Origin of the sequence: Candidatus Arsenophonus triatominarum, from assembly GCF_001640365.1 — a bacterium.
Classification (GTDB): domain Bacteria; phylum Pseudomonadota; class Gammaproteobacteria; order Enterobacterales; family Enterobacteriaceae; genus Arsenophonus; species Arsenophonus triatominarum.
Window position 1 is genome coordinate 401,417 of record NZ_LWMI01000010.1, and the last position, 21,604, is coordinate 423,020.

Below are 21,604 nucleotides of genomic sequence, written 5' to 3' on the forward strand. Positions count from 1 at the left end.
TTATATGCCTGTGCGAAACTCGTGTTTATTTCTTATCCCGAACTCAGGTTAATTAGGAGTAAAAATGACACCGGAAACAGTGATGGGGCTTGGTATTGATGGGATGAAAGTTGCTATAGCATTAGCACCACCACTTTTGCTGGCAGCGTTGATCAGCGATTCAATTATTAGTTTATTGCAAGCAGCCACCCAAATTAATGAGATGACCCTCTCTTTCATTCCTAAAATTATCGCTGTTTTTATTACCGCGACAGTAGCCGGCCCATGAATGTTAGAACTATTTATCGAGTATACCCGTCAGTTAATCACTCAACTACCGCAATTTATTGGTTAATGATGATCACTTTTACGACCGATTTTTTTTATATTTATGTTAACCAACTATTTTGGCCATTTGTGCGAATATTAACCCTATTTAGTATTGCACCTTTTTTTGCTGAAAAACAAATTCCTCTCTTTTCTGTCATAGGTTGTTGGATATTAATACAACAAGTTTTAATCGGTTTATTAATGGGACTGACGATGCAAATTGCCTTTGCCATCGTTCGTTATGCATGGGAAATATTAGGCATGCAAATGTGGCTCTCTTTTGCATTATTCGTTGATCCATCAGCCGGCGCCAATATGCCAATTATAGCGCGTTTTGTGAATCTATTATTACTACTATTGTTTCTCTCTTTCGATATTCATCTTTGGCTGTTGTCACTGTTAGCAGATAGTTTTCAAACCATTCCGCTGCTATCATCATCATTAAATAGCAAAAGTTTTATATTAGTTGCCCAATCAGCCGGAATTATTTTTTATTATGGCTTATAGTCGGTTTCCCACTGACACTTTTAATTGGTATTTATTTATTACCGCTGTTAACAACCATTGTGACCAAATATGCCGAGAAAATATTTAATGATATTCTCGGTCAATTAACGCTGATATTGCTTACATTAGCTGGAAAATAATAGTTTTAAAATCGCTTTCTCCGATAACTTTAATTCTTTATTTAATACTAGATCGCTAAATCCGTTTAATTCTATACCATAACCGGTACAAATTTATCTTATTTTTAAATTAATAAAGCCACTTCGCCTGATATAGCTAGGCGACTTAATTTTGATTACAGCATATGTATTAAAAACAGGTCATCGATAGTGCATCCTGTTTCCATCTTTTTACGTTTAGCTTGAGACCATTTATGTTCTATAGGATTTAAATCTGGTGAATACACAGGCAAATATTCTATCTGGTGTCCTGTGTTTATAATTGCCTGTTCAATATTCTTACCTTTGTGAAAGCTAGCGTTGTCCATAAAAATAACAGAATTTTCAGGAAGTTCTGGGAGCAATATTTTTGTGATCCAAACATAAAAAACATCACGATTAATATTGCAATCAAATAATCCGATAGCAAAAAGGGTTGTTCCCAATAAAGCGCCAATAACATTTGTTCTTCCCTTAGCACCCCAGTTTTTCAGGCCAAAACAACGGTGACCTTTTGGGGAATAGCCGTGAGTTCGTGGAGTGTCATGTGAAAAACCACTTTCATCAATAAAAACAACAGATTTATCTTTTTTTTCATACTGTTGTCTTTTTTGCTGATGTGCCAGCCTGTCGCTTTCGTTGGTTTTTGGATGGAATAGAGTTTTTTTTATAGGTTAATCCCAGCTTTTTAAGGGATTGCCAAATAGTCTTTTTACAAACACCGAATCGCTCTGCCCGTTCCTTTTGGTAAGCATCTGGATACTGTTCCACATCTTTTGCTAAAGCATTTTTATCGAGCTTCCTCTTACGTGGCGTTGAATTTTTTGGCTCTGGTCGTTTAAGCCAACGTACTAAAGACGCTTTTCCAATACGGAATTGTTTCGCAGTTTCTCGAATTGTTAAACCTTCGGCTTTCCTTACAGATATTACTTTACGTCGAAAATCAATTGTATAACTCATAACACACCTTGTAATCAAAATTAAGTCGCCTAGCTATAAGCAATAGGCTTTATTTAGGTATCGCTATCCATTCAGCAACAATATCCTGATAAACACCGGTCTTTTTATTTAGGTGTAACCATTGATCTACATATAGCTTCCAACTCATATCATCACGTGGCAGCATATAAGCTTTCTCAATGTATTGCAGCGGTCTTTTCGGATTAAGCGCACACAATAATTTTGGATACTGCTTTTGTTGATAAAGCGCTTCTGATGCATCGGTAACCATTACATCAAATTTTTTATCAATAATTTGCTGGAATATTGCTGCATTATCATGAGTCAGTTGTAACTGTGCTTTCGGTAAATAACGCTGAACAAACGCCTCGTTAGTACCACCAAACGGAGCAATCAAACGTACTGTTGGTTTATTGAGTTGCTCAATAGTTTGGTATTTTGCTTTATCATCACACCGTACTAATGGGATTTTACCATCAACCGCGATTGGGGCAGATAACCAAGCAGTCTGTTGACGCTTTAAGATGACAGAGATACCACCAACAGCAATATCACACTGTTTGCTGCGAAAATCTTCCATTAATGTTTTCCAGGTGGTTTTTTGCCATTTAACTGTTGCTCCTAGACTGGTGGCCAGATTTTCCATCAGTGCCACATCAATCCCTTCATATTTACCATCCTGCAGTAAATGAGTATAAGGCTTATAATCACCCGTTGCGCAAACCGTTAATGTTTTCGTTTTCATCACTCGGTCAAGATGAGACTGCGCCTGTGCTGCTGCGCTCAAGAAAACCAGGCTGACTACTGTCAATTTCTTCATCATACTTGTTCCTTCCTTTATCTCAGGAAATTGTTTATCACAGAAAAATCCAGCTAAACAAAATTACCCTCAATTATGAAAATGAAAAATAGTAAAATTTATTCAATATTACTATTTTTTCAACACCATGAAACTGTTATTTTTTGATATTACGTTATAATTTTGACGTTATATTATATATAGTAACTTGATAATTAATTCAACACGAGTTTCGCACCAATAAAAAACGCTCTATTTTTAAGTTTAATTCAGCATAATATATAAATAGACAAAATCTTATAAATTAAAAGCAACTTATTGTAATTTAAACAAATTTATACGTTTTAGTAACTTGCAAATTAACCATTGCTTTTAAGCCATTTCTGGAATTTTATATGTCTGTGCGAAACTCATGTCATAATGAACTCCAAAAAAAATACATATAATTCAATATATTAATTAAATAAAAAAACTAATTTAATAAATTTTTAGGCCAAAAATAACATTGAAGATATTTTTATATAAAAAATCACTTATTTTACGATGAAAAATATATTATTTTTAATATAAAAAAGTTTTATAAAATAAAGATATTCTTAATAGAGAGGTTATAATTTAGAATATATAATACAAATAATAAAATAAATATTTTTAAAATATAATGCCAATAATAATTTTTTAGTAAACAATGCCTTGTCTTATAAGCATATAAACCATATTTAGTTATAAATTATTTATCGAAACAATTATCAATTTAGTCAGCTTTAAAAAACCTTTAACTATGACAAAGATATTCAGTGCAGAAATAATAATTCACTAGGTTAGGAAGATGTTAATTTATATTTAGTCACTCTCTTTTGGTATCACATAAATACCTTCACTTGCTGTATTCTCATAAAAAAACCAAATACCAGTAGGATATTCAGGCAACTCAATTAAATACATTATCCCCTCATTAAAAGGTTCTATTAATCGAATAATACCTTTTCGCATCTGCTCGCCATCAGTTTTTACTAAAACGCTATCATTGATTTTCATCGGTTATGCCAAAAAATAGAATGTTGTACCAAAAAATTTTACTACAAAATAATAAAGAAGCCTGCCGCTTGCACGACAGGCTTCAAGAAATCCATTTATTTAACTAATCTTAAAGAGCAGTTACATTCGCTGCAGCTGGGCCTTTCGAACCATCTTCAATAGTAAATTCTACATTTTGCCCTTCAGCTAGGGTTTTGAATCCATTTCCTTGAATGGCAGAGAAGTGAACGAATACATCTTTGCTACCATCAGAAGGAGTGATGAAACCAAAGCCTTTAGATTCGTTAAACCACTTCACTTGACCCTTCATTTTGTCAGACATGTGCCTTTTCCTATATAACTAATAAACATTGCCGCTTTCGGCAGGTATACAAAAGCCTACATCACTATTTAATTCATGGAAGCACTCAGCAAGAAACGGTCGAAAGGCTATCAAGGATAACGCTACTCATAACACATTAACTTAATGTCGTAAATAAAATAGATCTGTTTATTAGGCTTCCTCCCATTAACGCACGAGTAGTTAATAATATCAATAGTTTTATGCTTTTGTTTAAGAAAAAAATCGAATTTTTTCAAGAATATTCTTCGTTAACCCAATAAATTAATAAAAAAATCAAAATGATCTAAATAAATTCATAAATATAAATTTTTTTTCTGTTTAGGACAATTCCTAATCAATGGAAATTTTGTTTAAAATTAAGAGAAAAAAAAATATGTCGATAACTCAAGCAATTTAATATACTAGTCTCAGAGTTTAGATTCATCTATAAATCTAATCAATTAAGGTAAATATCATAGATATGATAAAAGTAATCCTGAATGAAAATCTCTGCCAAATAAATAAACAGCAAAACCGTAATAATAACCTGAGTTCGGGATAAGAAATAAAGTGAAAGTCTTGCTATTCAAATAGTTGAATGCGCATATTTCGTTAAAATACTCTAACAATCTGGTTAAAGAGTAGAGCATTGTTAAACAATGATGGAAAATCTTACTGAACTTTATTGCCTGATGGATGATTTTTGTAAAGACTTCGAGCCAAAAATGCATGAAATTTTGCTGAATAACGGTAGTAAGCGTCGTAGACGGTCTACTCAGCTTCCATTGGCTGAAATGATGACACTGGTTGTTTTGTTTCATCAACTCCGATTCAGCCAATTCAAGGTATTTTATCTCTATTATGTCCGTTTATATCTCAGGAAGGAATTTCCTAACTTGCCATCATATTCACGCTGCGTAGAGTTACTTCCGCGCAGTGCCTTAGCTTTAACGGCACTGTTTGAGTCAATTAAGGGAAAGTGCACGGGTCTGTCGGTTGCCGATTCTACTCCGATAGCTGTGTGTGATAACTTACGGATCCGCCGGCATAAAGTCTTCGATGGGATAGCTGAACGAGGAAAAACCTCAACAGGATGGTTCTTTGGTTTCAAACTTCATGTAATTATCACACGAGTTTCGCACCAATAAAAAAACGCTCTATTTTTAAGTTTAATTCAGCATAATATATAAATAGACAAAATCTTATAAATTAAAAGCAACTTATTGCAATTTAAACAAATTTATACGTTTTAGTAACTTGCAAATTAACCATTGCTTTTAAGCCATTTCTGGAATTTTATATGCCTGTGTGAAACTCGTGACTATTTTTTCTTTTGCTCGCCGCTGCATTACTGTTTGATATCAAACCAACATACCGCTTTAAGGATATTGGGATACTGGATTTACGTGTATGTTACAATGGTGAATGGTTTGTTACTGAAAAAGTATCAGATACTGCGGTTAACAAAATACTTGCTGAGCCAACTATCAACAATGCAATCAAAACCGAGTTAAAACCACGAGTTTCGCACAAACCTAATTTGGGTATACTAATAAATCCCTGATCTGCTCAGCAATAGCATTTTTGATTACATGCCAATTTTATTGATAAAGAGTTATTTTTTCAGATATAGCTAGGCGACTTAATTTTGATTACAGCATATGTATTAAAAACAGGTCATCGATAGTGCATCCTGTTTCCATCTTTTTACGTTTAGCTTGAGACCATTTATGTTCTATAGGATTTAAATCTGGTGAATACACAGGCAAATATTCTATCTGGTGTCCTGCGTTTATAATTGCCTGTTCAATATTCTTACCTTTGTGAAAGCTAGCGTTGTCCATAAAAATAACAGAATTTTCAGGAAGTTCTGGGAGCAATATTTTTGTGATCCAAACATAAAAAACATCACGGTTAATATTGCAATCAAATAATCCGATAGCAAAAAGGGTTGTTCCCAATAAAGCGCCAATATAGCTAGGCGACTTAATTTTGATTACAAGGTGTGTTATGAGTTATACAATTGATTTTCGACGTAAAGTAATATCTGTAAGGAAAGCCGAAGGTTTAACAATTCGAGAAACTGCGAAACAATTCCGTATTGGAAAAGCGTCTTTAGTACGTTGGCTTAAACGACCAGAGCCAAAAAATTCAACGCCACGTAAGAGGAAGCTCGATAAAAATGCTTTAGCAAAAGATGTGGAACAGTATCCAGATGCTTACCAAAAGGAACGGGCAGAGCGATTCGGTGTTTGTAAAAAGACTATTTGGCAATCCCTTAAAAAGCTGGGATTAACCTATAAAAAAAACTCTATTCCATCCAAAAACCAACGAAAGCGACAGGCTGGCACATCAGCAAAAAAGACAACAGTATGAAAAAAAAGATAAATCTGTTGTTTTTATTGATGAAAGTGGTTTTTCACATGACACTCCACGAACTCACGGCTATTCCCCAAAAGGTCACCGTTGTTTTGGCCTGAAAAACTGGGGTGCTAAGGGAAGAACAAATGTTATTGGCGCTTTATTGGGAACAACCCTTTTTGCTATCGGATTATTTGATTGCAATATTAACCGTGATGTTTTTTATGTTTGGATCACAAAAATATTGCTCCCAGAACTTCCTGAAAATTCTGTTATTTTTATGGACAACGCTAGCTTTCACAAAGGTAAGAATATTGAACAGGCAATTATAAACGCAGGACACCAGATAGAATATTTGCCTGTGTATTCACCAGATTTAAATCCTATAGAACATAAATGGTCTCAAGCTAAACGTAAAAAGATGGAAACAGGATGCACTATCGATGACCTGTTTTTAATACATATGCTGTAATCAAAATTAAGTCGCCTAGCTATAACATTTGTTCTTCCCTTAGCACCCCAGTTTTTCAGGCCAAAACAACGGTGACCTTTTGGGGAATAGCCGTGAGTTCGTGGAGTGTCATGTGAAAAACCACTTTCATCAATAAAAACAACAGATTTATCTTTTTTTTCATACTGTTGTCTTTTTTGCTGATGTGCCAGCCTGTCGCTTTCGTTGGTTTTTGGATGGAATAGAGTTTTTTTTATAGGTTAATCCCAGCTTTTTAAGGGATTGCCAAATAGTCTTTTTACAAACACCGAATCGCTCTGCCCGTTCCTTTTGGTAAGCATCTGGATACTGTTCCACATCTTTTTTTATCGAGCTGTAGTGGCATACTAAATTTGGCCACCTAAGTTGAGGTGATATGCTTACCTCATAATTTTTATAGGTGCCGAAATGAGTAAAATAATTACTGCTGAATTTAAATGTGAAACCGCCAAATTAGTCCTTGACCAAAATTACACCTACCAGGAAGCCGCGAAAGGCATGAACGTCAGTCTTTCAGCGATTAGCCGGTGGGTAAGAGCCCTTCGTTTAGAACGTCAAGGGAAAACATCGCCTGGTCTGCCATTAACACCTGAACAAATTGAGTTCAGAGAAATGAAGAAAAAAATCCACCGGCTGGAAATGGAGAATGACATCTTAAAAAAGGCTACTGCGCTCTTAATGTCCGACTCACTGAAAAATTTTCGGTAGTTGAAAAGCTAAGAGTGCTTTATCCGGTGAAAACTTTGTGTCGTATTTTTAATGTTCACCGAAGCAGTTATCGCTATTGGTGTCGGCCTAAGGAGCCAGATATTGAGCGGACGATAAAACGTAGCCTAGTCAGCGAAGCGTGGAACGTTAGTGGCGGCTCTGCTGGCGCAAGGACTATCGCCACGATGGTTACCAATACACACAACAAGCGTGTTGCTTAATAGTGAAATAAGGGTATTTCGGTGATTGAAGTAAATTTTAGGCTGTTCTGAGATGGAAATTCCAAAGACCGGCACTAAGGAGTAAAAAGGTATCATCAATAAAGGGTCTACGATTCCGTAAAATTTGGGTCATACAACCGAGGCGCTTGATACCCGCGATGGCGTGTTCAACCGTAATACGGATGCCCGAGATTATTTTATTTTCTTGTTTTTGTTCAGGCGATAAAGGTCTTTTTCGAGTTCCTTTTTTTGGGATTTGTGTATTAGGATGCTGTTTATCTATACCTTGAAAACCGGTATCAGCCCAGATGGTTACCTCAGGGGGAATATGGCGAATTATATCGACTTTATCGAGTAAGCGTTTATCGTGACGGCGCCCATTTTTGATCATGGGGATAAATCCAATTTTCCTCGTTTCGTCAGTCATAATAAGCCCTTTTCGAGTGGTCTGTCTTTTCTTTCCCGAATACATTTTTTTTCGCCGACGCAGATTCTTAGGCTTTTGGACAGGTCGCTCTGTCCCATCAATAAAGACGTCTTTAACTCCAGGAAAGGCGCGAAAAAATTCCTCAGCAGAGCGAATTTGACGAGCGGGCAAAACACATTCTCGCCCCAAGGTCATCTCTAAAACCGGCAATAATATTTTTACCCAGCGACATACCCGTGTTCTATCTAAACCAAAAAGAAGTCCTTGCAAATCATAGGTCGGATAACATTTTAAATACAATAAAATAAAAAGCAGTTTATCTAATGGGGTTGGGATAAATCCTTTCTGCCCTGCACCCATCTGCCGCTCGTGATCTTTTCGATTCTTTTTCCGATAAATCAAATAACAAGCTGAAAATTCAGCGGCTAAATTTTTCAATTCTTCGACTGATAATCCAATGATTGCTTTACATAAACGATTATCTCGTAACAACCGCTCTTTGTTGATCATTTCAAACCGTTATTTTCTAAGTTAAACCTCTTTTTATTGTCTATAGCGTGACAAAAAATGCAACTCTCTATTCAGCAACTATTTTAACGTGAAACTTGGGCGGTAGTTAGCGGGTAAGTTGATGAAAGAATTAATCATCGTCAGTTGCCAAGAGCGAAAACATAAATACAACCGCGGTGAAAATGAACGTATTGATATTCCAAATCTGCTCAATAGGCAGTTCGCTGTTACAAAGCCTGACCAGGTTTGGTGCGGCGATGTAACCTATATTTGGACAGGCTCACGATGGGCCTATCTGGCTGTGGTATTGGATTTGTTTGCCCGAAAACCGGTGGGCTGGGCAATGTCATTTGCACCAGACTCAGAATTAACCGCCAAAGCACTACAAATGGCTTGGGAACTACGTGGGCATCCCAAACAGGTGATGTTCCATAGTGATCAGGGAAGTCATTATACCAGTCGTCAGTATAGGCAGGCATTGTGGCGTTATCAGATGACCCAAAGTATCAGTCGCAGAGGGAATTGTTGGGATAATAGTCCGATGGAACGATTCTTCCGTAGTCTGAAGACCGAATGGGTGCCAACGACTGGCTACCAAAGCTTTAGTACTGCTCAGTCAGCCATTATTCGCTACATAACCCACTACTATAGCGATATAAGACCTCACTGGTATAACGGTGGATTAACGCCAAACGAATCAGAGCGACTGTTCCGTGAACAGTCAGGTAGGGTGGCCAATTTTAGTTGACCACTACAAGCTTCCTCTTACGTGGCGTTGAATTTTTTGGCTCTGGTCGTTTAAGCCAACGTACTAAAGACGCTTTTCCAATACGGAATTGTTTCGCAGTTTCTCGAATTGTTAAACCTTCGGCTTTCCTTACAGATATTACTTTACGTCGAAAATCAATTGTATAACTCATAACACACCTTGCAATCAAAATTAAGTCGCCTAGCTATATACGACGTTTATGTTGTTCAAACCACACAGAAATAGCGAGAAAAATATGATATCTTTGCGCTCGGCTCGTGCGAGCCTGACAGCGTTCAATACCACAATTTTGTTTAACTTCTCGATGATAAACTTCAACAGACCAACGGGCATCCATGATAGATTTGACGTTGACGAGTGGGATTGTCTTTGTTTGTTACTCTGTAATCAATACGGCCGTTTTTGGCTGTAAATTTGAAAACTGTCACCCAACCGTAGCCTCGTAAGTGTATTGGAGTTCCTTCTTCTGAGATGTCTAACTTGTTCAGTTGTTTGTTATGGTTAACAATCCTGTTTTTCCTCAGCGTGGTTACCCAGACCCAACCATGAGAGCGAATTGATTTCAGATTATCCAGACTAGAATACCAGGCATCCATCACTACCGCTTCTGGTATGATCCCTCTTTTTTTAGCAAGAGCGAGCATTTCGGAAAAGTGCGTGTTTTTTGTTTTTCCATCAGAATCTTTATCATAAATACGATAATCAATAGGAATTGATTCAACAGTTGTTAGATTATGCCAACGTAAATTAACTAAACCTATGCCAGCAATAACATCTGTTCATTACCTGAATATTGATAATGGACCATCTCTATTTTTTTACTACGTGTTTTGGCAATCAATGTATCATCGGCAATTAGTACGCAAGGGCTTTTTTTGTCTATAGAAGGTTGAACTAATCGCCATAGGTCTTTAGGTCGAAAACATCTACTTTTTAGCCATCGACTAATAGTTGTCATGAGATAAAGGCGATGGGCTTACTTCTGATAACGCCAAACCCGAATAGCTTACACTGCTTACTTGTAAGAATGTTTTATAGATATTTTTAATGCATGGATAACCGGACAAAATATGAACACCCTAATTTTTTCTTGTTTTTAAATTTATACTTCTTTTTTGGAGATTGAGAAACTCGTGTTGTTTTCATCCAATTCTTTTAGCTAATACAAAACACGCCTCTCGATTTGGTCAATTTTTTAAACTTCTACAATAAGTAAGACTCGGATTTTTAAATCTACAATCTTGGTTCTTGATTACCTTATGACCAAACAGTGATTATTTTCATTTTTACACTTTACAACTAAGATAAGCCCCGCTATTATTCCGCTCGTTGTGAAGCGCACAGCCAATTCCTCCATAGTTCAGTTGGTAGAACGGCGGACTGTTAATCCGTATGTCACTGGTTCGAGCCCAGTTGGAGGAGCCAGATTCTTAAGAAAACCTGCCTAATTGGCAGGTTTTTTGCTTTCATAGGCAAATTAAATATATTAAAAATCAACCATTATGCTTACACGAGTTTCGCACAGGCATATAAAATTCCAGAAATGGCTTAAAAGCAATGGTTAATTTGCAAGTTACTAAAACGTATAAATTTGTTTAAATTACAATAAGTTGCTTTTAATTTATAAGATTTTGTCTATTTATATATTATGCTGAATTAAACTTAAAAATAGAGCGTTTTTTTATTGGTGAGAAACTCGTGGCTTACTATAAATAACGCAACCTCTCGCTAGCCAACATATTGTTATATTCAAAACTCCGCACTGCTGATTAATATAACTCCTTTTGGTCTTTGACAAATTGACTTTCTGTCGATAACATTCAGTGCTCATCTAATGTTATTCCTCCATAGTTCAGTCGGTAGAACGGCGGACTGTTAATCCGTATGTCACTGGTTCGAGTCCAGTTGGAGGAGCCAAACAATCTTAACTTATACTTTTGTTATTACTTTTATAAATTATTAGTTTAATACAGATTAATCTGCTATTTAATATAGCTTTTTTCACTTTATCATCTCTAGTTAACATACTTACAACTCATCTTTTTCATTATCTACTTTTAAGATGGAGTCAATTTAATGACCCAAATCACGACAACTATTAAAATTCGCCGTCCAGACGACTGGCATGTTCATTTTAGAGATGATGATATATTAAAACTTGTTGTGCCTTATACTAGCCGATTTTTTGGTCGAGCTATTGTTATGCCAAACTTGGTTCCGCCAATTACTGATATTGAACAAGCAAAATCTTATCGAAAAAGGATCCTTGATGCGATCCCTGCAGAACATTCATTTACACCATTAATTACCTGCTACCTAACCGATTCCACTGACGCCCAAATAGTAGAAGAAGGCTTCAACCAGTGGATATTTACTGCCTGTAAACTTTACCCGGCCAACGCAACGACTAACTCTAAATATGGGGTATCAAAGATAACAAAGATTTATCACGTTTTTGCCAAAATGGAAAAAATAGGTATGCCACTATTAGTTCACGGTGAAGTCACAAACAGTGATATTGATATTTTTGATCGCGAAGCCTATTTTATTGATCAAACGATGGAGCCTATTAGAAAAGATTTTCCCAGCCTAAAAATTGTGTTTGAACACATTACCACTAAAGAGGCCGTTCAATATGTACTTGCTGGTAATGAAAAGCTGGCTGCTACCATCACACCACAACATTTAATGTTTAACAGAAATCATGTGTTAGTTGGTGGCATAAAACCTCATTTATATTGTCTACCTGTTCTAAAGCGTGACATCCATCAAAAAGCATTACGTGAAGCAATAACAACAGGTTGTCAACGCTTTTTCCTTGGCACAGATACTGCTCCTCATACACAAAATAGAAAAGAGTCTGCCTGTGGTTGTGCCGGTGTTTTTAATGCACCTACTGCCCTTGCAGCTTATGCTACCGTTTTTGATGAAATGAATGCGATGGAAAATTTTGAAGCATTTTGTTCATTAAACGGCGCTAAATTTTATGGCTTACCTGTTAATAAAGGGTTTATTGAACTTAAACGTAAAAAAGTAATTATCCCTGACAAAATTTCCCAAGGTGAAAATCATTTAATTCCTTTTTTAGCAAATGAAGATGCTAATTGGGAAATCAATATACTATAATTCTCTACTATAAAGTTACCATGGCAATGGTTGATTATTAATTTATCAACCACAGCCATCTTTTATCATATGATTTGTGCTTTAAAAACAGCTATTTCATTAAAAATAACGCTATTATCTAGGTTTATTTTATAGCTAGGCGACTTAATTTTGATTACAGCATATGTATTAAAAACAGGTCATCGATAGTGCATCCTGTTTCCATCTTTTTACGTTTAGCTTGAGACCATTTATGTTCTATAGGATTTAAATCTGGTGAATACACAGGCAAATATTCTATCTGGTGTCCTGCGTTTATAATTGCCTGTTCAATATTCTTACCTTTGTGAAAGCTAGCGTTGTCCATAAAAATAACAGAATTTTCAGGAAGTTCTGGGAGCAATATTTTTGTGATCCAAACATAAAAAACATCACGATTAATATTGCAATCAAATAATCCGATAGCAAAAAGGGTTGTTCCCAATAAAGCGCCAATAACATTTGTTCTTCCCTTAGCACCCCAGTTTTTCAGGCCAAAACAACGGTGACCTTTTGGGGAATAGCCGTGAGTTCGTGGAGTGTCATGTGAAAAACAACTTTCATCAATAAAAACAACAGATTTATCTTTTTTTTCATACTGTTGTCTTTTTTGCTGATGTGCCAGCCTGTCGCTTTCGTTGGTTTTTGGATGGAATAGAGTTTTTTTTATAGGTTAATCCCAGCTTTTTAAGGGATTGCCAAATAGTCTTTTTACAAACACCGAATCGCTCTGCCCGTTCCTTTTGGTAAGCATCTGGATACTGTTCCACATCTTTTGCTAAAGCATTTTTATCGAGCTTCCTCTTGCGTGGCGTTGAATTTTTTGGCTCTGGTCGTTTAAGCCAACGTACTAAAGACGCTTTTCCAATACGGAATTGTTTCGCAGTTTCTCGAATTGTTAAACCTTCGGCTTTCCTTACAGATATTACTTTACGTCGAAAATCAATTGTATAATTCATAACACACCTTGTAATCAAAATTAAGTCGCCTAGCTATACTAAAAATATATTATTTATAATCAATATAACAATTTAGATAAAGTATATATTATTAATCATCAAGTTATTTAATTTCATGATGTTTTAATTTATTTTTATATACACAGATATGTACAAATTATTTTTTCATCCCCTATGCTATCTTTGGCAAAATACCACGAGTTTCGCACCAATAAAAAACGCTCTATTTTTAAGTTTAATTCAGCATAATATATAAATAGACAAAATCTTATAAATTAAAAGCAACTTATTGTAATTTAAACAAATTTATACGTTTTAGTAACTTGCAAATTAACCATTGCTTTTAAGCCATTTTTGGAATTTTATATGCCTGTGCGAAACTCGTGAATACCAAAAACAAAACCGCAATTTCTCACAAAACCACTTACACCCAACCAACAATTAAATAGTTAACAGCTTCCTACAACGCTGCTAATATAATGCCCCTTGGGTGGGGCTAATTTACTTTAAAAAGCTATAACGATATGAAAAATACGAAAAATAACATTAACTATATAATTTTATTATTAATTTTTTTAATATCAATATTTCTGAATATTTTTGTTTTTGAAGAAAACTCAAGAGTTCCTCACGTATCTACTTTTACTATCCTCCTGATTACTTTTGTATTAATTATTAGCAACAGTAGGCTAAAAAAGTTTATAGGATTACTTCTTTTATTTTTAATAAATTTGAAAATTATTTATTCGTTATACTTTAATGGAAATATAACAATATCTGCACTTCAATCAATGCTTGAAACCAACACAGAAGAAGCATTATTGATGTCAGATTGTTTATTTTTTAAGTTAATTTTACCTTCATTGATTTTAACAATAGCCTTACTTTGCTTTTTAGCTAAAGTAAAAAAGCACTTAAAAAGTAATTTGCTATTTTTATATACAACACTGTTTTTCACAGTATTAACTGTTATTTTAACTATTGTTGATATAAAAGATGAATACAAATTAATCCCTAATATTAAAGAAAACAAAAAGGAACTTGGCGTTTTCTTACACCATAAAACACCTTTAGTGTTTGGCGATGCAGCTTATTTACTCATTGCTTCATATGGTGATAGCAAATATTCAGATACCAGTGAAATAGAGAAATTAAACAATTCCATTATTGCAAAGAAAAGCAACAATAACAAAAGTATTATATTGATTATGGGTGAATCCTCATTATTCTCACGTTACAGCGCATATGGTTATCATTTAAATACAACACCACATATGGCAAAAATCTTCTCTACAGAAAATGCCTGTATAGTAAATAATGTTCATTCCAGCGCACCGATAACTCGAGATTCTGTATCAATGACCTTGGCATTCAACACACCAGAAAGTGAAGATAATTTGTTTAGTGATAAATCGATAGTGGAAATGGCTAGATACAATGGCTATAAAACTTATTGGTTAGGCTCTCAAGAAATCGGCAAGAAAAAAAACACATCAACACATGGTTCCAAATATGGTTTTATTGCCCGAAAAAGTGATTATATAAAACTTACGAACTACAATGACAATAAATTAGTATTTCTATTATCTCAAATTTTATCAGATAATACCCAAAAGCGATTTATTGTCATTCATCTATTTGGTAATCATAAGCCGTATAATAACTATGATGAAATAGATAAAAAAGCGTTACCAAAAGCCGAAAAATATGATTTAACCATTAGTCATACTGACCGGATTGTTAATGATATCTTTAATGTTATTAACGAAAAGAAAATTGACTATAATTTAATTTATACATCTGACCATGGCGAGGTTATTAATGTTGGACATGGATTAAAAAAAGGTAGAGAACAGTATCTTATACCCTTTATGTATAAATCAACTAATTCTAACTATGATTGTCATTTTATTGAATCTTTTCGTAATAAAGATGGATATCTAAGTGGGTTAATGAATAAGTATATTTTATCGGAACTTCTTGGTTATAAAATAGATAAAAATGTACTTACAAAAGAGCGAGAATATGACAGAGTGTTAACAGCAAATGAAGAGGTTATAACATTTTCTGATATAAAATGATAAATACCTCCATGCCGGTTTATCAGGCCAAACTTAGGGTGTTCATAATTCTGTGTCAGGGGATTTTATATTTTGATTATACCATCTAGGCGCCCTTTAAAATAGATGGACAATTGAGCAATGGTTAACGCCCAGTTACTAATCAGCCAATATAGAGTAATTTTAATAAGCTGTTTTCATTAGGAAAAGCCCCTTTGGTTTTAGTTAATTTCCTAAACTGCCGATGAACCGCCTCTACTGCATTGGTCGTATAAATGGGTTTTCTAATGGCTTTAGGGTATCGAAAATAAGCACTGAGCAACTCCCATTTACTTCGCCAGGATTCTAGCACTATCGGGTATTTTTCACCCCATTTCGTTTCCAGTTCATCAAGGGCAAGCTCAGCAGCCGCTTTAGTATCTGCACGATAAACTGGCTTTAAATCAGCCATAAAGGTTTTTTGGTCTTTACTGGCAATATAACGTAAGCTATTGCGAATTTGATGAACTACGCATAGCTGACTGTCTGCGGGAAAATACTGGCTATCGCTTCTGGAAACCCTTTTAATCCGTCAACACAAGCGATTAAAATATCTTGTATAGCTAGGCGACTTAATTTTGATTACAGCATATATATTAAAAACAGGTCATCGATAGTGCATCCTGTTTCCATCTTTTTACGTTTAGCTTGAGACCATTTATGTTCTATAGGATTTAAATCTGGTGAATACACAGGCAAATATTCTATCTGGTGTCCTGCGTTTATAATTGCCTGTTCAATATTCTTACCTTTGTGAAAGCTAGCGTTGTCCATAAAAATAACAGAATTTTCAGGAAGTTCTGGGAGCAATATTTTTGTGATCCAAACATAAAAAACATCACGATTAATATTGCAATCAAATAATCCGATAGCAAAAAGGGTTGTTCCCAATAAAGCGCCAATAACATTTGTTCTTCCCTTAGCACCCCAGTTTTTCAGGCCAAAACAACGGTGACCTTTTGGGGAATAGCCGTGAGTTCGTGGAGTGTCATGTGAAAAACCACTTTCATCAATAAAAACAACAGATTTATCTTTTTTTTCATACTGTTGTCTTTTTTGCTGATGTGCCAGCCTGTCGCTTTCGTTGGTTTTTGGATGGAATAGAGTTTTTTTTATAGGTTAATCCCAGCTTTTTAAGGGATTGCCAAATAGTCTTTTTACAAACACCGAATCGCTCTGCCCGTTCCTTTTGGTAAGCATCTGGATACTGTTCCACATCTTTTGCTAAAGCATTTTTATCGAGCTTCCTCTTACGTGGCGTTGAATTTTTTGGCTCTGGTCGTTTAAGCCAACGTACTAAAGACGCTTTTCCAATACGGAATTGTTTCGCAGTTTCTCGAATTGTTAAACCTTCGGCTTTCCTTACAGATATTACTTTACGTCGAAAATCAATTGTATAACTCATAACACACCTTGTAATCAAAATTAAGTCGCCTAGCTATATCTGTGGTTGATATTTCTATACGATTAACTAATACACGATATCTTTTCCATGCTATCAGTCGTTTTTTCTCGTCTTCGGTGGCCATTTCTAAATCGACTGCATCTTGAAGGGGTGCAATTTCACGAGTGGCATCATATAATTTTTGTTGTTTGATGCCTTCTAATTTTTGTCTTTCTGCTAATTTTTCAGCTTCTGCATCCTTGACCCACTTTTCACCATCCCAAACATCATATTCGCTTTGAGGGGCTAATGATGTTAAATATTCCGGTACCTTACCTAATTTTTCAAGGGTGACAGATTGACGGCTTTTCGTATCAAACAAAACCAAACCGCGATGATCTTCCTGATATTCCCATTCCTGATTTTGTTCATTAAAAACAACAGCGAAACCTTCCTTTTTATCAATCGGTTTTTTCTCAGTATGAAAAGGCAGTATGTCATGAGTTTCATCCGTGTAAGCATCGCAAGAACCAATCAACTCACAGGTATCACTCGTGTAATTATAGGCTTTAAAAATTCTAAACATTTTTTATTCCTTAGCTAATTCTGTACCAGCCCATTAAGGTGATAAAGCTATTGGTTATGTCAATTTCGCTACCACTTCCCGTCTTTCCGGTTGTACCTGAAACATTATGTGAATGTGGACCAAGAGTAACAGTATGGGCGTGGTTACCTGCTGGATTTGTATTTTTAGTAGCGTATTTCCATTGGTTATTACTTCCATCACCACCTCTTGCATTCCAACTATCACCAGCTACTCCGGCATAAACATGGTAGTGCTGGCCTGTTGTATTTGTTTGCTTCGAGCCATAATCATAGCTACTGGTTGTTGCTGAAAAAGTGTGCCCGTGAGCGGGTAATTGGGCTTCTGTCAGCTTAATAGCATCAGCGCCTCCGGTAGTGAATACATTAGAACCATCTGCTTTTGCTAAACGAATGGTTTTATTTTCACCAATGTATTGCCATTTTGTATTTGGAAATAAGGTATTGGGATTTTTATTTTGAGCAAACCAGACAACAATCCCTACCGGATAAATTCCGTCAATACTTACGGTTTTCGCCAAGTCATAAGCGGCTTTGACGGCTTTGGGTGTGGCGGCCAGCGTTTCATCATTGCTGTCAGTGGCGCTACTTAACCGTGTGAGACCGTGTTGAGTGAGCGACGCAACGAGGATAGCAAAAATAATCTGTGAACCATCGCAACGGATAACATTTCTGCCACTGGGCAGTACAACACCAGTCCCTGACAGGGGTTTACAGGTCAGGGTGAAATTCCCCTGACAGTGATTGGTGACAGTCCAGTTTCTTATCCATGGCGGGAAAATTACGGTGGTATCAGCAATAAGATTGCCACTGAAGACCAGTTCTTCTTTTGCGGCCTGTAAGGTAGTCAAGGTTATCGTGCCGGTTTCCAGTCCGGTTATACTGGTGATGCCGTAACTATTCACGGGTACCCACCCTGTTGCGGAGGCATCCAACACTTCCGGATTGGTCGTATTCCCGTCTATTGTATTTAGCCAAAAACCGTCATTCGTGGAATTGGGCACTTTCGCCCCCGCCGGATAACCACCAATCGCCGTGGCAAAATCGGCATCAAAAGGGTAACCCGCGCCCGCATTATGCCAACGATAGCCGGTGTATAGTTCGTTAAGTGCCTGATTCATGTCACGGCCATCAGGGGGCAAGCCGCCTGCGGCTTTAATCGTCATGGTAATGGGAGGAAAACCGGCATCATAAGAAGCCTGATTACTGCCGGTTGGCGTTTTCGCCGTTAAATCACGCCGTGAACCATTCGCCCCAAAGGGCACCGGTTTACGAGCGGGCAAGTCTGTTTTTTTCATAAAATACTCCAAAAAATTCTACTGGATGATTAACGCCCCGCCGTAAAAAACATCCCCTCATTAAACGGATAGGCATCCTCGGCAAAGCCAAAGTAGGGGGCGACGACCTGATTGATATTCATCAGTACCCCAGAAGGTAACGGGGTGACCTCGCTGTTTCTCAATACCGCCAATTCAAAGGGTTCTAGGGGAAAGGCGGTGGTAATACCAATAGTCATGTCACGATAATTCACACAAAACGCCTCGCCGCGTCCCTTAAACAGAAAACGTAAGAAGCGATTGATTTCAGGAATAGTCGCAATACTGATGTTAGAAAACGCCTTGCTGAGTATCAAGGTTCGATAAGCGTTGTCCGCTAGCCGGATTTTTCTGGTTTCCTGCACACCCGCGTAATAAGGGGCATCACTGAACGGGGTGGGATAATCCGCTTTTCCTTCGTCTGCCTGCGCAAACCCAAACGCGCTGTTATCGACTTCCGCCGTGATGTAACGTGAAATGTTGACGATTTTCCCCCACATATCCAGACCAAAGCGGTTGCAGGTGGTGATATCCCACACTTCATCAAGAAACCGGTCAGTGAAATACTCCAGACTCACCGCCTGCTCGAATGTTGCGATGACAGACAGCAATTTCTGGCTGGCACTGTACTGGTTTAGCACCGTTTTTTGCCAACTCATCTTAACTCCACGTGAATGTTATCGGCTTGCAAAACGGGGACTTGCGCCACGCCTGGTGTTAACGCAGACAGCCAGTTTTTGCCGTCTTGGGATATCATCACTGATACGACACTCACCGAATAAGGCTCAATCGCAATAATCGGCGCGTAGTATTTACCCACATTCAGGGTTGCCCCTATGCCCGCACGTTGAATACCTTCTACCTCGCCATTAAACACGCGAATAACTGTTTTTTTAACTTGCTCGGTAATGTCACAGGGAGGATTGAGACTTTTATCAATGTTGACGGAAAAATAGACGCTTAATGGGGTGGCTCGCTGCCACTGCATCACATATTGCGGGTAAGGCGGCGAGTCGTTCTCTTTGTCATAAACAGTAAAGGTGGTATCCCCATTCATGTCCGCGCCAGGATTGTAATACTGGAAGATCGTCTCGGCGATATCGGTATCGTTGCCACCATTCACACAAATAAAAACGGAATGCGGTTTAACCGGATAAAGAGTCGTGCCGATAGTAACCGTCTCCCTTGTTCGGTTTGACCAGACATACGCATCCGTCACACCTTGGGTTTCCAGTAGGGCCGCTTTCATCGCACCATCGGTATTACGACCGTTGCGCGCCACTGATTGGCGGCGGCGTGTTTCAAAGGCAATGCGGGATTCTACCTGTGACCCGACACGGGCCGGTGTGTCATTGGTGATGGCGTCCCACCCTGAAACAGAGCTAAAAATTTGCGTTAATTCCCCCGTGGCGCAGGCGATGGGGCCATGCGTCGTGTTCTGGAAGGGGATTTTTACCGTGCCGCTGGCAGGGATGGTTGCTTCGCTCACTGAACGCCACAAATAACCGGCCTTATCCTGGGCGGTACTGCCTGCTGGGATACGGGTGCCGACTTTGCCCGTGCAGGTGGCCATGACAACGCTACCCTGACCAGGAATACGATTGAGAAAATAGATGCGCCCTATTCCATCCTGAAAGCGCCCGCTCGCAAAATCGGGGTTAATCTGGTTGAACAGGCATAATAATTTGTCGTAGACCTGCGCCAGTATTTCGGTCTCACTCTGGGCTATCTGTCCTTGGGGGGCGCTCAGTGATTGACTGGCATTGCCGCCCAATATACCGACAAAATCCGTCAGCCGTCCGGCGAGCACGTCCGCGATATCCGGCACCGACACCCCGTTTTCGGTTATCGTGACATCGGGTACCGCGGTTTTCACTGTGGTCATAATATCACCTCCAATCGGTTATTCTCGTTATCCGTGACGCGAATGACACCGCGCAGTTTCCGGCTGGCCTTATCCAGCCTGACGCTTGCTATTGCCTGGTTAACAACGGGCAGTTTTTCGGCCTCAACTTGTAGTTTTTGCGCAATAAATCCGGCAGTGGGTCGTCTTCCGAGGACTTCCTCCTTCCATGGAATGCCGAGTGAACGGTCAAAATAACATTCACCCATAAATACCAGACAGGCCGAGGCCACATCCTGGGCTACCGCGGCAGGGGTGGTCACTATTGCCAAATTGCCTTCACCGTCTAGCGTTAAATCCCACGCCTTATCCAGTTTTAGGGTGCAATAGGTCATAGCGTGTGCTCCGGTTTATCCGATGTGACACGGCTGCTGCCGCTTTCTACCCCGTTCACATGATGATAATGGCTGCTGTAAGCTTCCCGCAGCGCTTTGATGCTGGCCTGTTGCGTACCGACATTATCGGTGATGTCACCCGCCGCCGTGACATTTCCGGTAAAATGCGCTTGGGGCGTATCGAGGATCACCCCAGAAGGGGCCTTGATAGTGGCCTGCTGACAGTGGATTTCAATGTTTCCTGGACTGGTGATATTTATTCGGTTATCCGCAAATTCAATA

General features: G+C 37.8%; 24 protein-coding genes, 2 tRNA genes and 8 pseudogenes. 12 read left to right on the forward strand and 22 right to left on the reverse strand.

Annotation, left to right across the window (positions count from 1 at the left end):
• Positions 1 to 64 precede the first annotated feature (64 nt).
• Together AYJ55_RS10525 and AYJ55_RS10530 are read left to right on the forward strand one after the other, a co-directional pair.
• Positions 65 to 334: pseudogene (locus AYJ55_RS10525) on the forward strand (flagellar biosynthetic protein FliQ).
• Positions 335 to 336: 2 nt separating this feature from the next.
• Positions 337 to 956, forward strand: a pseudogene (locus AYJ55_RS10530) (flagellar biosynthetic protein FliR).
• A gap of 155 nt (positions 957 to 1,111) precedes the next feature.
• On the opposite strand, the gene AYJ55_RS10535 reads toward AYJ55_RS10530, so the two are convergent.
• The 5 genes from AYJ55_RS10535 to cspE all read right to left on the reverse strand — a co-directional run bounded on the left by AYJ55_RS10535 (position 1,112) and on the right by cspE (position 4,093).
• Positions 1,112 to 1,645 (reverse strand): IS630 family transposase, encoded by a 534-nt coding sequence (locus AYJ55_RS10535; RefSeq protein ID WP_342668160.1) that lies wholly within the window; start codon positions 1,643 to 1,645, stop codon positions 1,112 to 1,114.
• Positions 1,569 to 1,934, reverse strand: a complete 366-nt coding sequence (locus AYJ55_RS10540; protein ID WP_063653415.1) for an IS630 transposase-related protein — start codon at positions 1,932 to 1,934, stop codon at positions 1,569 to 1,571. The genes AYJ55_RS10535 and AYJ55_RS10540 overlap by 77 nt, the downstream gene beginning before the upstream one ends.
• 49 nt (positions 1,935 to 1,983) lie before the next feature.
• Entirely contained in the window at positions 1,984 to 2,757 is a 774-nt protein-coding gene (locus AYJ55_RS10545) for a transporter substrate-binding domain-containing protein (protein ID WP_063656232.1), read from the reverse strand.
• Between the two features lie 819 nt (positions 2,758 to 3,576).
• A complete protein-coding gene (gene dsrB, locus AYJ55_RS10550; protein ID WP_063656233.1) occupies positions 3,577 to 3,771 on the reverse strand; it encodes a protein DsrB in 195 nt (64 codons plus the stop codon).
• 109 nt (positions 3,772 to 3,880) lie between these two features.
• A complete protein-coding gene (gene cspE, locus AYJ55_RS10555; RefSeq protein ID WP_026823671.1) occupies positions 3,881 to 4,093 on the reverse strand; it encodes a transcription antiterminator/RNA stability regulator CspE in 213 nt (70 codons plus the stop codon).
• 662 nt (positions 4,094 to 4,755) lie between these two features.
• Between cspE and AYJ55_RS10560 the strand changes: the two are divergent.
• A pseudogene (locus AYJ55_RS10560) lies at positions 4,756 to 5,220 on the forward strand (transposase); the annotation flags it as partial.
• A gap of 206 nt (positions 5,221 to 5,426) precedes the next feature.
• Complete coding sequence (locus AYJ55_RS10565) at positions 5,427 to 5,657, forward strand: YlaC family protein (protein ID WP_063656235.1); 231 nt, start codon at positions 5,427 to 5,429, stop codon at positions 5,655 to 5,657.
• A gap of 88 nt (positions 5,658 to 5,745) precedes the next feature.
• On the opposite strand, the gene AYJ55_RS10570 is transcribed toward AYJ55_RS10565, so the two are convergent.
• Positions 5,746 to 6,105 carry a transposase gene (locus tag AYJ55_RS10570; RefSeq protein WP_063654074.1) on the reverse strand — a complete coding sequence of 120 codons (360 nt, stop codon included), beginning with the start codon at positions 6,103 to 6,105 and terminating at the stop codon, positions 5,746 to 5,748.
• Here AYJ55_RS10570 and AYJ55_RS10575 point away from each other — a divergent pair.
• A complete protein-coding gene (locus AYJ55_RS10575) occupies positions 6,104 to 6,469 on the forward strand; it encodes an IS630 transposase-related protein (protein ID WP_063653415.1) in 366 nt (121 codons plus the stop codon). The two genes, AYJ55_RS10570 and AYJ55_RS10575, sit on opposite strands and share 2 nt — an antisense overlap.
• Complete coding sequence (locus AYJ55_RS10580) at positions 6,438 to 6,926, forward strand: IS630 family transposase (RefSeq protein WP_063653499.1); 489 nt, start codon at positions 6,438 to 6,440, stop codon at positions 6,924 to 6,926. The genes AYJ55_RS10575 and AYJ55_RS10580 overlap by 32 nt, the downstream gene beginning before the upstream one ends.
• Here the strand turns inward: AYJ55_RS10580 and AYJ55_RS35890 are convergent.
• Positions 6,857 to 7,162, reverse strand: coding sequence for a transposase (locus tag AYJ55_RS35890; RefSeq protein ID WP_425393794.1), 306 nt, complete (start codon positions 7,160 to 7,162; stop codon positions 6,857 to 6,859). The genes AYJ55_RS10580 and AYJ55_RS35890 overlap by 70 nt on opposite strands.
• On the reverse strand, positions 7,086 to 7,322 hold the full coding sequence (locus AYJ55_RS28680; protein ID WP_162505461.1) for an IS630 transposase-related protein: 237 nt from the start codon (positions 7,320 to 7,322) through the stop codon (positions 7,086 to 7,088). The genes AYJ55_RS35890 and AYJ55_RS28680 overlap by 77 nt, the downstream gene beginning before the upstream one ends.
• Before the next feature lie 30 nt (positions 7,323 to 7,352).
• On the opposite strand from AYJ55_RS28680, the pseudogene AYJ55_RS33020 reads away from it, so the two are divergent.
• Positions 7,353 to 7,846, forward strand: a pseudogene (locus AYJ55_RS33020) (transposase); the annotation flags it as partial.
• A gap of 64 nt (positions 7,847 to 7,910) precedes the next feature.
• On the opposite strand, the gene AYJ55_RS10595 reads toward AYJ55_RS33020, so the two are convergent.
• Positions 7,911 to 8,810, reverse strand: a complete 900-nt coding sequence (locus AYJ55_RS10595) for a transposase family protein (protein WP_063653812.1) — start codon at positions 8,808 to 8,810, stop codon at positions 7,911 to 7,913.
• A 109-nt stretch (positions 8,811 to 8,919) separates the two neighbouring features.
• Between AYJ55_RS10595 and AYJ55_RS10600 the strand changes: the two are divergent.
• Positions 8,920 to 9,558: pseudogene (locus AYJ55_RS10600) on the forward strand (IS3 family transposase); the annotation flags it as partial.
• Here the strand turns inward: AYJ55_RS10600 and AYJ55_RS10605 are convergent.
• Together AYJ55_RS10605 and AYJ55_RS35895 are read right to left on the reverse strand one after the other, a co-directional pair.
• Positions 9,551 to 9,730, reverse strand: a complete 180-nt coding sequence (locus AYJ55_RS10605) for an IS630 transposase-related protein (protein ID WP_063656241.1) — start codon at positions 9,728 to 9,730, stop codon at positions 9,551 to 9,553. The pseudogene AYJ55_RS10600 and the gene AYJ55_RS10605 overlap by 8 nt on opposite strands.
• A gap of 36 nt (positions 9,731 to 9,766) precedes the next feature.
• Positions 9,767 to 10,646: pseudogene (locus AYJ55_RS35895) on the reverse strand (IS701 family transposase); the annotation flags it as partial.
• Positions 10,647 to 10,928: 282 nt separating this feature from the next.
• Between AYJ55_RS35895 and AYJ55_RS10620 the strand changes: the two are divergent.
• From AYJ55_RS10620 to pyrC, 3 genes are all read left to right on the forward strand, one after another.
• A tRNA-Asn gene (locus AYJ55_RS10620) sits at positions 10,929 to 11,004 on the forward strand.
• 416 nt (positions 11,005 to 11,420) lie between these two features.
• A tRNA-Asn gene (locus AYJ55_RS10625) sits at positions 11,421 to 11,496 on the forward strand.
• A 159-nt stretch (positions 11,497 to 11,655) separates the two neighbouring features.
• Positions 11,656 to 12,705 (forward strand): dihydroorotase, encoded by a 1,050-nt coding sequence (gene pyrC / locus AYJ55_RS10630; RefSeq protein WP_063656247.1) that lies wholly within the window; start codon positions 11,656 to 11,658, stop codon positions 12,703 to 12,705.
• 154 nt (positions 12,706 to 12,859) lie between these two features.
• On the opposite strand, the gene AYJ55_RS10635 is transcribed toward pyrC, so the two are convergent.
• Together AYJ55_RS10635 and AYJ55_RS10640 are read right to left on the reverse strand one after the other, a co-directional pair.
• The gene (locus AYJ55_RS10635) at positions 12,860 to 13,393 is read right to left on the reverse strand and encodes an IS630 family transposase (protein WP_342668161.1); all 534 of its coding nucleotides are present in this window, start codon (positions 13,391 to 13,393) and stop codon (positions 12,860 to 12,862) included.
• Positions 13,317 to 13,682: an IS630 transposase-related protein gene (locus tag AYJ55_RS10640; protein WP_063656249.1), complete on the reverse strand. Its 366-nt coding sequence runs from the start codon at positions 13,680 to 13,682 to the stop codon at positions 13,317 to 13,319. The genes AYJ55_RS10635 and AYJ55_RS10640 overlap by 77 nt, the downstream gene beginning before the upstream one ends.
• 791 nt (positions 13,683 to 14,473) lie before the next feature.
• On the opposite strand from AYJ55_RS10640, the gene AYJ55_RS10645 reads away from it, so the two are divergent.
• Entirely contained in the window at positions 14,474 to 15,763 is a 1,290-nt protein-coding gene (locus AYJ55_RS10645; RefSeq protein WP_245677324.1) for a phosphoethanolamine transferase, read from the forward strand.
• A gap of 65 nt (positions 15,764 to 15,828) precedes the next feature.
• Here the strand turns inward: AYJ55_RS10645 and AYJ55_RS25770 are convergent.
• The 9 genes and pseudogenes from AYJ55_RS25770 to AYJ55_RS10690 form a co-directional block, all read right to left on the reverse strand.
• Positions 15,829 to 16,339 (reverse strand): annotated as a pseudogene (locus tag AYJ55_RS25770) (IS256 family transposase); the annotation flags it as partial.
• A gap of 24 nt (positions 16,340 to 16,363) precedes the next feature.
• Complete coding sequence (locus tag AYJ55_RS10655; RefSeq protein ID WP_342668162.1) at positions 16,364 to 16,897, reverse strand: IS630 family transposase; 534 nt, start codon at positions 16,895 to 16,897, stop codon at positions 16,364 to 16,366.
• The gene (locus tag AYJ55_RS10660) at positions 16,821 to 17,186 is read right to left on the reverse strand and encodes an IS630 transposase-related protein (protein ID WP_063653415.1); all 366 of its coding nucleotides are present in this window, start codon (positions 17,184 to 17,186) and stop codon (positions 16,821 to 16,823) included. The genes AYJ55_RS10655 and AYJ55_RS10660 overlap by 77 nt, the downstream gene beginning before the upstream one ends.
• The gene (locus AYJ55_RS10665) at positions 17,170 to 17,751 is read right to left on the reverse strand and encodes a tail fiber assembly protein (RefSeq protein ID WP_063656253.1); all 582 of its coding nucleotides are present in this window, start codon (positions 17,749 to 17,751) and stop codon (positions 17,170 to 17,172) included. Before AYJ55_RS10665 ends, AYJ55_RS10660 begins: the two co-directional genes overlap by 17 nt.
• Before the next feature lie 10 nt (positions 17,752 to 17,761).
• Entirely contained in the window at positions 17,762 to 19,066 is a 1,305-nt protein-coding gene (locus tag AYJ55_RS25775; RefSeq protein ID WP_074168014.1) for a tail fiber protein, read from the reverse strand.
• Positions 19,067 to 19,095: 29 nt separating this feature from the next.
• Complete coding sequence (locus AYJ55_RS10675; protein WP_063656255.1) at positions 19,096 to 19,743, reverse strand: baseplate wedge 1 family protein; 648 nt, start codon at positions 19,741 to 19,743, stop codon at positions 19,096 to 19,098.
• Positions 19,740 to 20,969 (reverse strand): baseplate J/gp47 family protein, encoded by a 1,230-nt coding sequence (locus tag AYJ55_RS10680; protein WP_063656257.1) that lies wholly within the window; start codon positions 20,967 to 20,969, stop codon positions 19,740 to 19,742. Before AYJ55_RS10680 ends, AYJ55_RS10675 begins: the two co-directional genes overlap by 4 nt.
• Positions 20,966 to 21,322 carry a contractile injection system sheath initiator gene (locus tag AYJ55_RS10685; RefSeq protein WP_063656260.1) on the reverse strand — a complete coding sequence of 119 codons (357 nt, stop codon included), beginning with the start codon at positions 21,320 to 21,322 and terminating at the stop codon, positions 20,966 to 20,968. The genes AYJ55_RS10680 and AYJ55_RS10685 overlap by 4 nt, the downstream gene beginning before the upstream one ends.
• A pseudogene (locus tag AYJ55_RS10690) lies at positions 21,319 to 21,604 on the reverse strand (phage baseplate protein); the annotation flags it as partial. The gene AYJ55_RS10685 and the pseudogene AYJ55_RS10690, both read right to left, overlap by 4 nt.